The sequence below is a fragment of the Kocuria salsicia genome (assembly GCF_039532055.1).
GTDB lineage: Bacteria > Actinomycetota > Actinomycetes > Actinomycetales > Micrococcaceae > Kocuria > Kocuria salsicia.
Map to the genome: position 1 here is coordinate 14,082 of NZ_BAAARF010000011.1, position 12,631 is coordinate 26,712.

11 protein-coding genes are annotated in these 12,631 nt (G+C 71.4%); all 11 read right to left on the reverse strand.

Annotated elements, in window-relative coordinates; translation table 11 throughout:
- Window positions 1-21 precede the first annotated feature (21 nt).
- The 11 genes from ABD264_RS09720 to ABD264_RS09770 all read right to left on the reverse strand — a co-directional run bounded on the left by ABD264_RS09720 (window position 22) and on the right by ABD264_RS09770 (window position 12,520).
- Complete coding sequence (locus ABD264_RS09720; RefSeq protein WP_126874766.1) at window positions 22-573, reverse strand: DUF501 domain-containing protein; 552 nt, start codon at window positions 571-573, stop codon at window positions 22-24.
- Complete coding sequence (locus ABD264_RS09725; RefSeq protein ID WP_126874765.1) at window positions 570-1,103, reverse strand: FtsB family cell division protein; 534 nt, start codon at window positions 1,101-1,103, stop codon at window positions 570-572. Before ABD264_RS09725 ends, ABD264_RS09720 begins: the two co-directional genes overlap by 4 nt.
- A 149-nt stretch (window positions 1,104-1,252) precedes the next feature.
- Window positions 1,253-2,536: a phosphopyruvate hydratase gene (gene eno / locus ABD264_RS09730; protein WP_344205805.1), complete on the reverse strand. Its 1,284-nt coding sequence runs from the start codon at window positions 2,534-2,536 to the stop codon at window positions 1,253-1,255.
- Between the two features lie 103 nt (window positions 2,537-2,639).
- A complete protein-coding gene (locus ABD264_RS09735; protein WP_344205807.1) occupies window positions 2,640-3,527 on the reverse strand; it encodes a MazG nucleotide pyrophosphohydrolase domain-containing protein in 888 nt (295 codons plus the stop codon).
- Complete coding sequence (locus ABD264_RS09740; RefSeq protein ID WP_344205809.1) at window positions 3,524-4,723, reverse strand: adenosine deaminase family protein; 1,200 nt, start codon at window positions 4,721-4,723, stop codon at window positions 3,524-3,526. The genes ABD264_RS09735 and ABD264_RS09740 overlap by 4 nt, the downstream gene beginning before the upstream one ends.
- 2 nt (window positions 4,724-4,725) lie before the next feature.
- Complete coding sequence (locus ABD264_RS09745; protein WP_344205811.1) at window positions 4,726-6,537, reverse strand: hypothetical protein; 1,812 nt, start codon at window positions 6,535-6,537, stop codon at window positions 4,726-4,728.
- A gap of 232 nt (window positions 6,538-6,769) precedes the next feature.
- Window positions 6,770-7,183 (reverse strand): cytidine deaminase, encoded by a 414-nt coding sequence (locus ABD264_RS09750; RefSeq protein ID WP_144830769.1) that lies wholly within the window; start codon window positions 7,181-7,183, stop codon window positions 6,770-6,772.
- 41 nt (window positions 7,184-7,224) lie between these two features.
- Window positions 7,225-8,550: an ABC transporter permease gene (locus tag ABD264_RS09755; RefSeq protein WP_186320775.1), complete on the reverse strand. Its 1,326-nt coding sequence runs from the start codon at window positions 8,548-8,550 to the stop codon at window positions 7,225-7,227.
- Window positions 8,547-9,764, reverse strand: a complete 1,218-nt coding sequence (locus ABD264_RS09760) for an ABC transporter permease (RefSeq protein ID WP_303105967.1) — start codon at window positions 9,762-9,764, stop codon at window positions 8,547-8,549. The genes ABD264_RS09755 and ABD264_RS09760 overlap by 4 nt, the downstream gene beginning before the upstream one ends.
- Window positions 9,761-11,401 carry an ABC transporter ATP-binding protein gene (locus tag ABD264_RS09765; protein WP_055083506.1) on the reverse strand — a complete coding sequence of 547 codons (1,641 nt, stop codon included), beginning with the start codon at window positions 11,399-11,401 and terminating at the stop codon, window positions 9,761-9,763. The genes ABD264_RS09760 and ABD264_RS09765 overlap by 4 nt, the downstream gene beginning before the upstream one ends.
- Before the next feature lie 27 nt (window positions 11,402-11,428).
- Window positions 11,429-12,520 (reverse strand): BMP family lipoprotein, encoded by a 1,092-nt coding sequence (locus ABD264_RS09770; RefSeq protein WP_144830762.1) that lies wholly within the window; start codon window positions 12,518-12,520, stop codon window positions 11,429-11,431.
- Between the last annotated feature and the right edge of the window lie 111 nt (window positions 12,521-12,631).

Below are 12,631 nucleotides of genomic sequence, written 5' to 3' on the forward strand. Positions count from 1 at the left end.
GTCGCTCGGCGCGGGGGCCGCTCAGGCCTCGCGCCAAGCGGGGTCGCACGCGCAGCGCTGCGGCGTCCACGTGGCGGAGATGCTCTCCAGCGTCTCGTCCCCCAGGGGGTTCACCCCGGGGCCCGCGGCCAGGCTGTGTCCCACGAGCACGTGGAGGCACTTCACGCGGGTGGGCATCCCCCCGGCGGATATCCCCTCGATCTCGGGCACCTCGCCGGTGCCGGCGAGCTCCCCGATACGACGGCGCTGGGCCAGGTAGTGCTCGTGAGCCTCCCGGTAGCGCTCGGTGAGCTCGGGATCCTCGGCCACGCGCTCCGACATGGCGTACATGGCACCCTCCGCTTCCAGCCGGGAGACAGCCGCGGTCACCACGGGGTGGGTCAGGTAGAAGACCGTGGGGAAGGGTGTCCCGTTGCCCAGCCGGGGTGCGGTGGCGACGACGAGCGGGTTGCCGCACACGCAGCGCGCGGCAATCTCCACCACGTCCCGTGCGGGCCGTCCCAGCTGGTGGCCCACGACCGTGAGGTCCTGGTCCGTGACGGTGCGGTCCTGCTCTCGTGCGGCGTCGCTCACTTGTCGCTGCTCTCCTGGGGTCGTGGTTCGAGGGTGACGTCCTGCTGCGGGTAAGCGGAGTCGACGACCGATTGCCAGAGCCCGTCACCCCACGCGGGCTTGCCCGCCTCGACCTGCTCGGCGGAGGACTCCACGCCCTGGTGGACGTCCGGCTGGGCTCCGACCACCACGTAGGCGCTCTCCCCCGGCATCACGTAGGACATCCGCTCCCGGGCCTGCTGCTCCACGTAGGAGTCGTCCCCCCACAGCTGCTCCTCGCGCTTGAGCTGCTGCTGCTGGTCCTGCTCCTCGGCGATGCTGCTGCGCAGCTCGGAGATCTGCGTGTGCTGGTCGATAAAGATCTTGGCCGTGGGCGCGGCCAGGAAGACGATGAGGGTGGCCACCACGATCAGCGCCACCAGACGACCGTTGAACGAGTGCGCCGGGGTGGGCGCCGCGAGGGTGTGGGAACCGCCGGGAGGTGCCGGAGTCTCGTCGCCATCGTCGCGCAGGGATCCCGGCCGGGGAATCCGCGGGCCTGGACCGACCATGCGGTCACCTCCGGGGGAAGACGTGGTGGGGCTCTTCGTGCTGGGCCAGTCTACCCGCAGCGCAGCGCCGCCCGGTCCCCTGCGAACGGGGACCGGGCGGCGCGTCGGTGGGCACCGGCGACGTCACGGGTGCGACGCCGCTGCGCGGCTCACTTCGCGGTGAAGCGCGGGAACGCGGAGGCGCCCGCGTAGGTGGCGGACTCGCCCAGCTCCTCCTCGATGCGCAGCAGCTGGTTGTACTTGGCCACGCGCTCGGACCGGGCGGGAGCGCCGGTCTTGATCTGCCCCGCGTTCACGGCCACGGCGATGTCCGCGATGGTCGTGTCCTCGGTCTCGCCCGAGCGGTGGGAGATCATGCAGCGGTAGCCGTTGCGCTGGGCCAGCTCCACGGCGTCGAACGTCTCGGTGAGCGAGCCGATCTGGTTGACCTTCACGAGCAGGGCGTTGGCCACGTGCTCGTCGATGCCGCGGGCCAGGCGCTCGGGGTTGGTCACGAAAAGGTCGTCGCCCACGAGCTGGACCTTCTCGCCGATGTGCTCGGTCAGGGTGGCCCAGCCCTCCCAGTCGTTCTCGTCCAGGGGGTCCTCGATGGAGACCAGCGGGTACTTCTCGACGAGGTCCGCGTAGTACGCGGACATCTGCTCGGCCGAGCGCTTCTGGCCCTCGAAGGAGTACGAGCCCTTCTCGAAGAACTCGGAGGACGCCACGTCCAGCGCGAGCGCGATGTCCTTGCCCGGCGTGTAGCCGGCCTTCTTGACGGCCTCGAGGATCAGGTCCAGCGCGGCGGCGTTGGACTCGAGGTTCGGTGCGAAGCCGCCCTCGTCGCCCAGACCGGTGGACAGGCCGCGGTCCTTCAGCACGGACTTGAGGCTGTGGTAGACCTCCACGCCCCAGCGCAGGGCCTCGGAGAACGTGGGCGCGCCGAGCGGCGCAATCATGAACTCCTGGATGTCCACGTTGGAGTCCGCGTGGGAGCCGCCGTTGAGGATGTTCATCATGGGCACGGGCAGCACGTGGGCGTTGGGGCCGCCCAGGTACTTGTAGAGCTCGAGGTCGGCGGAACTCGCGGCCGCACGGGCAATGGCCATGGAGGCGCCCAGGATCGCATTGGCGCCCAGCTTGGCCTTGTTGTCCGTGCCGTCGAGCTCCAGCATGGCCTGATCCACGGCCCGCTGGTCCGAGGCGTCCAGGCCCACGACCGCCTGCTCCAGCTCCTCGTCCACGGCGTGGACGGCGTTCAGCACGCCCTTGCCCTGGTAGACCTTCTTGTCTCCGTCACGGCGTTCGACGGCTTCGAACTCGCCGGTCGAGGCACCGGACGGAACGGCCGCGCGTCCGAAGCTGCCGTCCTCGAGCAACGCCTCCACCTCGACCGTGGGGTTGCCGCGGGAATCCAGGATCTGGCGTGCTTGCAGCGCAATGATCATTGCCATGAAAATCTCCTTGTCGGTCGTCGACCCGTGGGACGGTCTGCGCCCCAGCCTCCAGCCTACCGAGGGTACCGGGTCAGTGCGATCCGTCGCGGGGCACCAGGTGTCAGCCGGTCACGGGCCCGTCGTTCTCGCGCACGAAACGGCGCACCGCCCCGCGCAGGGCGCGCTCGGCATCGAGCCCGCGCGCCGAGCCCGTCTCCACCAGCGCCAGCAGGCGGTCGCCGAGCTCACGCTCCTCCGCCTCCCGCTGCCCGGCGGTGGGCTCCTCCTGCACCGGCGTCACCGCGCTCACGCCGTGGCGCCGTGCCTTGGAGAACGCCTTCTCACCGTAGGCCAGCGCGGGCAGCGACGGCGGAATGCCGTCGAAGATCCGGGTGCGGTGCGGCTTCTCGTCCCGCTTCACAGCGTCCCAGCGTGCCGACAGCTCCGCGCTGCTCGCAGTCGCACGGGCCAGGGCCGCGGTATCAGGGGGCACAGCGCCCGGGGGCGTCGTGCTGGGGGTCGCGGTGTCCGGGGCTGCGACGCCCGCGCCGGAGGCGGACGACGACGCCTCCGCGCCGTCCGTGAGGGCCGCATCCTGGGTGGCGGACGACGTCGCCGCATCACCGGCCGCGGGTTCCCGCCCGGCGGCCTCGTTCCCCGGGAAGACCTGGGGGTGGCGGCGGATGAGCTTGGCGGTCACCGCGTCGATCACGTCCGAGACGTCGAAGTGCTCCTCACCGGTGTGCTCCTGGCCGATCCGCGCGTGGAAGACCACCTGCAGCAGCACGTCCCCGAGCTCCTCGACGAGCTCGTCACGACGCCGCAGGGAGGGCTCGAGCGTCTCGACCGCCTCGACGACCTCGTACGCCTCCTCCACGAGGTAGCGCAGCAGCGACTCGTGCGTCTGGGCGGCGTCCCACGGGCAGCCGCCCGGGGACCGCAGCCGGTCCATGACCTCCAGCAGCCGCTCGAACCGCGGCCCGGGTGCTGTCCTGTCCTCGGCGCTCACACCCGCTCCCCCGTGACCTGCTCCTCGAGCCACAGCTGGTACTCGCGGGGCACGAACGCCGCGCGGGCCGCGTTGCGCTGGACCGCCACGACGTCCGCGTCCGACCAGCCCGCACGGGTGCGCAGCTGCTCGAGCTCGTGGCCGACCGAGGTGTCGCTCATGAGCCGGTTGTCCGGGGAGATCGTGACCGCGAAACCGCCCCGCAGCAGCCGTGTAACCGGGTGCTCGGCAATGCCCTCGCCCCACGCGCTGCTCGCGCCGGTCTGCAGGTTGGAGCACGGGCAGACCTCCAGCGCGACCTGCCGGTCCCGGATCCAGCAAGCGAGCGGGGACGTGCCTTCCGGGTCCTCGTCCAGCAGCCGCACGCCGTGGCCCAGGCGCAGGGCGCGCCCCACCAGCAGGGCATCCGCCATGGACGCCGCGCCGTCCGCCTCGCCCGCGTGCAGCGTCACCGGGATCCGGTGCGCGGCCAGCAGGTCGAGGGCCTCGCGGTGGGCCGAGGCGGGGAAGCCCGCCTCGGGGCCAGCGAGGTCGAAGGCGACCACCGCTCCGGGCTCCGGCTCCCCGGGAACCCGGCCGGGCGACGTCGCCGTCGGGAGCTCCTGGGGCGTCAGCTGCTCGGCGGCCGCTCCCGCGGCGCCGCCGACGAGGGCATCCTCGCCGCGGACCCGGCGCACCACGAGCTCGGCGATCTCGGTGGAGCGCTCCAGGTGGCGCATCGCGCACAGGATCTGGACCACCGAGAGGTGGCCCCCGGCGGCGCGGACCTCCTCGACGCCCTCGGCCAGTCCCTGCTGCACGGCGTCCACCGCGGCGTCGAGCGTGAGCCCGCCCGCGACGTGCTGCTCCGGCGCCCACCGCACCTCGGCGTGGACGAGCCCGTCCGCCACGCAGGCCTGCGTGTACTCGCGGGCCACGCGGCGCAGGGCGTCCGCGGTCTGCATCACGGCCACCGTGTGCTCGAAGGTCTCCAGGTAGCGCACCAGGCTGCCGGAGTTCGCGCTGTCACGGAACCACCGGCCCAGGGACTCGGCGTCGGAGGCGGGCAGCTCGTGGCCCGCCTCGCGGGCGAGGTCGAGGACCGTGGCCGGGCGCACTCCCCCGTCCAGGTGGTCGTGCAGGCAGATCCGGGGACGTGGCCCGAGGGCCCCGCCCGCAGTGCGGACGGGGCCCTCGGGGGACTCTCGTGTGCTCATGCTCAGTAGTTCCAGTCCTGCAGCGCCTCGTTGACGTGCTGCGGGATGTTGGAGCCGGTGCGCGGGTACATCCGCAGCTCCTCCAGGTAGTTCTGCCCCGGCAGCCGCTGCTCGTAGCGCACGAATGCCTCCTCGTCCGAGTAGTCGAACGTGACCTCCGGGGGCAGGCCCGGCCGGAAGCGGAACATCATGGCCAGCGGTGCACCGGAGCCCTCCACGTAGGAGTCGTCCTTGAGCTCCTGGACCTTCAGCAGGTCCTCGGGCACCAGATCGAACGTGGGGCGCTGGTCCCAGAAGCCGTTCAGGCGCACGTGGGTCAGGGCGTCGTAGTACGTGCCGAGCGCGCGCACGCGGATCAGCACGGTGGAGACCTCGCGGGCCGTGCCCTCGGAGCCGAAGAGGTGCCGCTGCGCCTCGGCGAGGCGGGCGAGCACGTCCCCGGTGGTGAGGGTGAGGTTGCCCGGAGCCAGCGCGGACATGTCCACGCCCTGCTCCTGCGAGCCCCGGTAGGACGGGGACACGTCCGTGGCGGCCGCGAGCTGCGGCGCCCCTTCGGGGTCCTCGTCCGCGTCGGTCGCGGCACCCGGGACCAGCGGGTCGCTCGTCTCGGTGCCGAACGCCGACTCGTCCACGTGGACGGGCAGGTCCTCGGAACCGGTGGCGGTGCTCTCCTCCGCGGCCGCCGTGGCGGTCGTCGGGAGCTTTTGCTCATCCAGTGCCACGCCCTGCTCGGGGAGGTTCTGGCCGGAGAGGTTCTGCTCGGTGAGCTCCTCCCCCTCGGTGCTGGTCAGCGTCTGGGCGGTCCCGTCCGTGACCACCTCGTCCTGGGCGTCCACGGCGGGCGCGGTGAACGGGTCCTCGTCGGCCACGCCGGTCTCGGGCGCCACGTCCTCGGCGTCCCGGCCGTCCTGGGCGTCGAGGCCCTCGGCGCGGGCGGCGTCAGCGGCCGCGGCGTCCTCGGCCAGGGGGTCCCCTGCCGTGGTGTCCTGCGCGGTCGGTGCGTTCGTGACCAGCGGTGCCGGGTGCTCGCCGGCCGCCACGACGTCGCCGTCCTCGGCGGGCTGGGCCACACCGTCGTCGACCACGCGCACGGCGTCGTCCTGGCGGCCGAGCTCGGCCTCGCCCTGCGTCGCGGAATCCGCACCGTCGGCGCGGTCCGTGGACGTGACGTCGTGCCGGGCGTCCTCGGGGAGGCCACCGGTGGGTTCCTCGGCGACGCCGCCCTGGGAGGCGTGGTCTACCACGTCGCGATGCGCGCCGGCGTCCGCACCGGGACCCGCGATGGCGCCGTGGCTGACGGCACCGTGGCTGTAGCGCTCCACGCGGGACTCGCCGTTGGGGAAGTCGTAGGACACCGTGATCTCACGCCGGCCCTCGTTCGGGGCGGACGCCGCGATGTCCAGCTGCCGCCACGGGCCCACGGGGGTGCTCATGGCCTGGGTGTAGAGGTCCGCGACGTCGTCGAACAGCGGCGAACCCTGGTCCACCGTGCCGTTCTCCACCTCGTCCTGCGCCTCACCGACGGCCTGCCGGGTCTGGTGCGTCATGATGTTGCCGGACTGCACGAGCGTGAGCCGTGCGCGGTCCGCGCCGCGGGAGAGCAGCAGCTCCACGAGGTTGCGCAGTGCACCGCTCTCGGGCAGGGGCGCCGCCTGGGTCTCGGGCCGACGCCGGGTGCTCTCCTGCTTCGCAGCGGCCGACTCGGGGGCGTTCGGCTGCGCAGGCCGCTCCACCGCGGGGAGGGTCGGCTGCGGGCCGGGCGACGGCTGCGGGGCCGGGTTGGTGTTCTTGTTGCCGCGGAACAAATCTCTCAAACCCACGTGATCGTTTCCCTTCAGAGCCTGGCGTGGTTTCTCGTCCAAAGTATATGCGGGGCGTCCCTGGCGGAGCCTGGACCCGTGACACCGGGAGTCCCCGCGCGCACCGCCGTGGCCCGCGCCGAAGCCTCGTCCGCCGCGTCCCCGTGTCCATCCTGCTCGCGCAGCTCGGAGCCCATGGCCCGAGGAGACGGGCGGGGCAGGGATCGATGGCGGCCCGGCAGGACCGTCAGAGGTTCTGCGGCCCGAACGCGTCCGGCAGCACCTCGTCCATGGAGCGGACACCGCTGACGGTGAGTAGCTGCATGTCCTGCGCGCGGTGCTCGTAGAGCAGCTGGCGGCAGCGCCCGCAGGGCATCAGGACGTCCCCGTTGCCGTCCACGCACACGAACGCCACGAGGGACCCGCCACCTGACATGTGCAGCGCGCTCACCAGCGAGCACTCGGCGCACAGGGTCACTCCGTAGGAGGCGTTCTCGATGTTGGCCCCGGTCACCACCCTCCCGTCGGAGACGAGCGCAGCCGCTCCCACGGGGAAGTTCGAGTAGGGCGAGTAGGAGTGGGCGAGGGCCTCGGTGGCCGCGCGCTGCAGCTCCTGCCAGGTGGTCCCGTCCACGGGTGCGTGGGCGTGTGCGTCCTGCATGGGTGCTCCTGTCTCGTGGCCGCCGTGAGCTGGCGGCATCGTCATTCCTTGGTGTAGGGCTCTCCGGAAGCCGCGGGTCCTCGCGAGCGGCCCACGAGCCCGGCGACGGCGAGGATCGTGACCACGTACGGCAGCATGGCCAGGAACTGGCTGGGGACCGGCGTCCCGAGGAACGAGAGGATGGACTCCAGGTTTGACGCGAAGCCGAACAGCAGGGACGCCAGCAGCGCACCCACGGGGTTCCAGCGCCCGAAGATCAGTGCGGCCAGCGCGATGTACCCGGCACCGGCGGTCATGTCCCGGGTGAACGCCGAGACCGAGACGAGCGTGTAGAACGCGCCGCCGATGCCTGCCACCGCGCCGCCCAGCAGCACGTTGCGCACGCGCAGCGCGTTGACGGACACGCCCAGGGTGTCCGCGGCCTTGGGGTGCTCCCCCACGGCGCGGGTGCGCAGCCCCCAGCGGGTGCGGTAGAGCGCAAACCACACCACGGCCACCGCGAGGTACATGAGGTAGCCGATCACCGACTGGTCAAAGAGCACCGGGCCGATCACGGGGATCTCTGCGAGCAGCGGGATCCGCACGAGTGGCAGCCGCTCGGGAGCGTTGAACACCGCGGCGTTGGGCTCCAGCACGGTGGCGAAAAGGAAGCCGGTCAAGCCCGAGACCAGCACGTTGAGCACCACGCCCACGATCACCTGGTTCACCCGGAAGCGGATCGCGAACAGTGCCAGCACGGCGGAGACCAGCACGGAGCCGAGCACCGCCGCGAGCAGGCCCACCCACGCGCTTCCGGCCAGGGTGCCCGCGACCGCCGCGGCGAACGCGCCGAACAGCAGCTGCGCCTCGATCGCAATGTTCACCACCCCGGAGCGCTCGCACAGCAGCCCGCCCAGCGACCCGAAGACCAGCGGGGTGGCCAGCGCCACCGAGCCCGCGAGCAGCGCCGTCACCGAGAGGCTGGGAGTGCGCGCGGTGGCCACGACCCACACGAGGAAGCCGGTCACGAACAGGAACCCTGCCAGCACGGCAGCCCAGCGTGGCAGTTTCCGGGCCCGGACGGCGGCCCAGACCGCGAGCGCCGCGAGCGCGACAGCCACGAACCACCCCCAGGGCGCGGAGGGCACGCAGAGATCGGGCAGCCGGACGGCGTCGTCGTCCTCGGAGAGGCGGAACTGCACCGCCTGCCCGGAGGCGCCCAGCGCAAAGACCAGCAGGGCGAGCAGCGCGAGGACGCCCAAGCCGAGAGCGGGCCGCAGGGTCCGCACACCCACCGCGCGGTTGGCGGCCGCGGTGGCGAGTTCGGTCTCCGGAACCGTGTCCCGACGCTGCGGTCGGGGAGCCGGGGTGGTGAGGGCGGAGCTCACGCGGCAACCTCCTGGATGCGGCGACGGCGGGTGGCGAGCGTGAGCAGCGGCGGCAGTGCCACGAACAGCACGATGAGGGACTGCACGACGAGCACGATGTCGATGTTCGTGCCCGTCATCGACTGCATGGTCACGCCCCCGGCGCGGAACGCCCCGTAGAGGATGCCTGCGAAGAACGTGCCCCACGGCGTGGAGCGCCCGAGCAGCGCCACGGTGATGGCGTCGAAGCCGAAGGACGCCGCGACCCCGGAGGTCAGCGAGTACTCCGTCCCGGAGATCTGGGCCGTGCCCGCGAGTCCGGCGAGCATTCCGGCGAGCAGCATCACGACGACGAAGCCGCGCGTCACCGAGATCCCCGCGGTCCGCGCGGCGCGCGGGTTGGCTCCTACCGCGCGCAGCTCAAAACCCACCGTGGAGCGGTTGAGCAGCCATGCGACGGCCACCGTGGCGAGCACGGCCACCACGAAGCCCCAGTGCAGCCGAAAGTGCTCCCCCAGCAGCTTGGGGAACATCGCATTCTCGTCGACGGCCGGGCTGATGGGGTTCGAGGAGCCCTCGCGCTGGAAGCCCGGCAGCGTGAGCAGCCACGCGACCAGGTTCAGTGCCACGTAGTTGAGCATGATGGTGAGGATGACCTCGTGCGCGCCGGTCCTGGCCTTGAGGAAGCCGACGATGCCTCCCCACACCGCGCCGCCCAGCGCGCCCGCAGCGAGCACGGCCAGCAGGTGCACGCCGGCGGGCAGGTGCCACGAGAACCCGACCCAGGCCGCGAGGGTGGCCCCCACGAGGATCTGTCCCTGGGCACCGATGTTGAACAGCCCCGCCCGGAACGCGAGTGCCACGCCCAGGCCCGCAAGGATCAGGGGTGTGGCCACGGTCAGGGTCTCGGTGAGGGGGTAGAGCTTTCCCGAGAGTCCCGCGCCGGACGGGTTGTAGACGGCCCCGTGGAACATCGCCACGTACGCGCTGGACGCCGCTCGCCACATCGCGGCGAACGTGTCCCCCGGGCGGGCAAAGAAGTACCCGGCGGTGTGGCGGACCTTCTCGTCCGTGACGGCGACCAGCAGCCCGCCCAGCAGCAGGGCGGTGACCACGGCGAGCACGGACTGCACCGTGGAGCCCAGCAGCGTCCTGCGCTGCCCGTCCGCGGAGAGCTCGGTAGGTGGTGGCGCGGAGACCTGCTCCGTGGGTGCCGGTGCGGTAGAGGCGCTCATGCGGTGGGGTTCCCCTCGGGTCGGTCGGTCGCCGCGGATCTGGGTCGCGCGGCGTCGGCACTGCGGACAACCGCGCCGTTGTCCTGCTCGCTCGGCGAGGGCTGCTGCGAGTAATCCCATGGCACGGGCGGCACCACCGCCACCGCGGGCTCGCCCGCCATCATCCGGCCCAGTGCCTCGCGCGGGGTGTCCGGGCCCACGATGCCCATGAGACGGCCGTGGAAGAGGACGGCGATCCGGTCTGCGAGGGCGTAGACCTCGTCCAGCTCGGTGGACACGATCAGCACGGCGGTGCCGGTGTCGCGCTCGGCCACGATCCGGCGGTGGATGAACTCGATCGAACCCACGTCCACGCCACGGGTGGGCTGGGAGGCCACGAACAGACTGAGCGGGCGCCCGAGCTCGCGGGCGATGACCACCTTCTGCTGGTTGCCCCCGGACAGCGTGGCCACTGCGGAGTCAACCGAGCCGGTGCGGATGTCGTACTCGGCCACCTGTGCGCCGGCGTGATCCGTGATCGCTCCGAGACGCAGGGACGGACCCCGGGAGAACTCCCGGTCCCGGTACCTGTCGAGCACGAGGTTCTCGGCCACGGAGAAGGTCCCCACGAGACCGTCCGTGGACCGGTCCTCCGGCACGAAGCCCACGCCGAACCCGAGCACCTCCCGTGTGCCGAGCCCCACGAGCTCCCTTCCCTCCAGCCGCGCTGAACCGCTCACCCGCTCCTCGAGACCCACGAGCGCCTGCGTCAGCTCGGTCTGCCCGTTGCCCTGCACGCCGGCCACCGCCAGGATCTCGCCGGGTGCGACGTCGAGGTCCACACCGTCCAGCAGCACGACGCCGTTGTCCCCCACCACGGTGAGGCCGCGCACCTCCAGTGCGGCGCCGCCGCCCCGGGCGGGCTTCTTGGCCACGGTCAGGCTGACGTCCCGGCCCACCATCAGGGCGGCGAGCTCGTCCGTGGAGGTCTCCGGGCCCACCTGCGCGACCACGCGGCCGCGACGGATCACGGTGATCACGTCCGAGACGGCGCGCACCTCCCGCAGCTTGTGGGAGATGAAGACGATCGAGGTGCCGCTCTCCCGCAGCTGGCGCATGATCTCGAGCAGCTCGTCCGTCTCGCGCGGGGTCAGCACGGCGGTGGGCTCGTCCAGGATCAGCACCTCGGCGTCGCGCACCAGCGCTTTGATGATCTCCACGCGTTGCTGGACACCCACCGGCAAGTCCTCCACCACGGCATCGGGGTCCACCGCGAAGCCGTAGCGCTCGGAGATCTCCCGGATCCTGGCCCGTGTGCTCTCCAGGTCCAGGGACGCCCCGCGGGTGCTCTCGTGGCCCAGCGCCACGTTCTCGGCCACGGTGAACACCGGGACCAGCATGAAGTGCTGGTGCACCATGCCGATCCCAGCCGCCATGGCATCCCCGGGGCCGCTGAAGCGGACGGGTTCGCCGTCGATCTCGACGGCCCCGGACGTGGGCTCGTACAGCCCGTAGAGGACGTTCATGAGGGTGGACTTGCCCGCGCCGTTCTCACCGAGAAGGCAGTGGATCTGGTGGGGTTCCACCGTGAGGCTCACCCGGTCGTTGGCGGTGAAGTCACCGAACTTCTTGGTGACCTCGTTCAGTGTCAGCTGCACGTGTCGGCTCCTGCCGGGAGTGATCGGTCAGGACTTCGGCGCGCTCTTGGACTCGACCGTGACCTTGCCGTCGATGACGTCCTGCTTCAGCTGCTGGACCTGCTTGTCGAGGTCCTCGCCCACCGCGTCCTCCTGGTCGTGGTAGGGAGCCAGGCCCACGCCGCCGTTCTCCAGCGTGCCCACGTACTGGGTGTGGTCAAAGGTGCCGTCCGCCGCCTGCGTCACGACATCCTCCACAGACTTCGACATCTCCTTGAGCACCGACGTCAGCACGTACTCCTTGCCGGAATCCAGGGACTCGTAGCCGTCGGTGTCCGGCCAGATCAGGCGCACCTCGTCGCCGCCCTTGTTCGCCTCGGACACCGCGTCTACCGTTCCCTGCGCAGCCTGTCCGGCCACGGGCAGCACCACGTCCGCGCCGTCCCCGATGAGGTTCTGAGTGACGGTCTTCGCCTTGGACGAGTCCTGGAAGGAGCTCAGGAACGTGCCGTTCTGCGAGTCCTTGTTCCAGCCCAGGACCTTGACGTCCTTCTTGTTCTTCTCGTTGTAGTACTTCACGCCGTCCGCGAAGCCGTCCATGAACACGGTCACGGTGGGGATGTCCATGCCCCCGTACGTGGCCACCTTGCCGGTCTGCGTGGTCCCCGCGGCCAGGTACCCGGCCAGGAACGCGGCCTCGGCGGTGTTGTAGACGATGGGCTTGACGTTGTCCGCCGTGATCGAGTTGTCGTCCACGATTGCGAAGTGCTTGTCCGGGTTCGCGGCGGCAACCTTCTTGGTGGTGTCCGCGAGCAGGAAGCCCACGGAGACCGTCAGGTTGCAGCCCTGCTGCGTCATGGAGGTGAGATTGGGCTCGAACTCCGTCTCGGACTGGGACTCCGCCTGGCTGACCTGGATTCCCTTGTGCTCCTCAGCTGCCTTGAGGCCCTCGTAGGAGCTCTGGTTGAAGGAGCGGTCCTGGAACCCGCCGTCGTCGGAGACGATGCATCCCTTGAAGTCGGAGGCCTGCTGGCTGGACCCACCCGAGCTGTCCGGGGCGGAGCCGCAGCCGGCGAGGACCAGGCCGGTGACCCCGGCCAGTCCGAGCGCGCCGAGAGCGCGGAAACGTCGAGTGGTCATGGGGGTCCTCCGGTCTGTGGGGCTGGGGGACGCCGTGCGCTCGCGGGGCGGCGCAGGCGGCTCGTGAGTCTGCTCAGTGTAGCCCCGGAGAACCCCGTGAATGCCCTCACC

Bases quoted from the DNA above. Each gene is read 5' to 3' on its own strand.
- eno (WP_344205805.1), bottom strand. From the start codon at position 2,536: ATGGCAATGATCATTGCGCTGCAAGCACGCCAGATCCTGGATTCCCGC.
- ABD264_RS09750 (WP_144830769.1), bottom strand. From the start codon at position 7,183: ATGCAGGACGCACACGCCCACGCACCCGTGGACGGGACCACCTGGCAG.
- ABD264_RS09725 (WP_126874765.1), bottom strand. From the start codon at position 1,103: ATGGTCGGTCCAGGCCCGCGGATTCCCCGGCCGGGATCCCTGCGCGAC.
- ABD264_RS09760 (WP_303105967.1), bottom strand. From the start codon at position 9,764: ATGAGCGCCTCTACCGCACCGGCACCCACGGAGCAGGTCTCCGCGCCA.
- ABD264_RS09740 (WP_344205809.1), bottom strand. From the start codon at position 4,723: ATGAGCACACGAGAGTCCCCCGAGGGCCCCGTCCGCACTGCGGGCGGG.
- ABD264_RS09770 (WP_144830762.1), bottom strand. From the start codon at position 12,520: ATGACCACTCGACGTTTCCGCGCTCTCGGCGCGCTCGGACTGGCCGGG.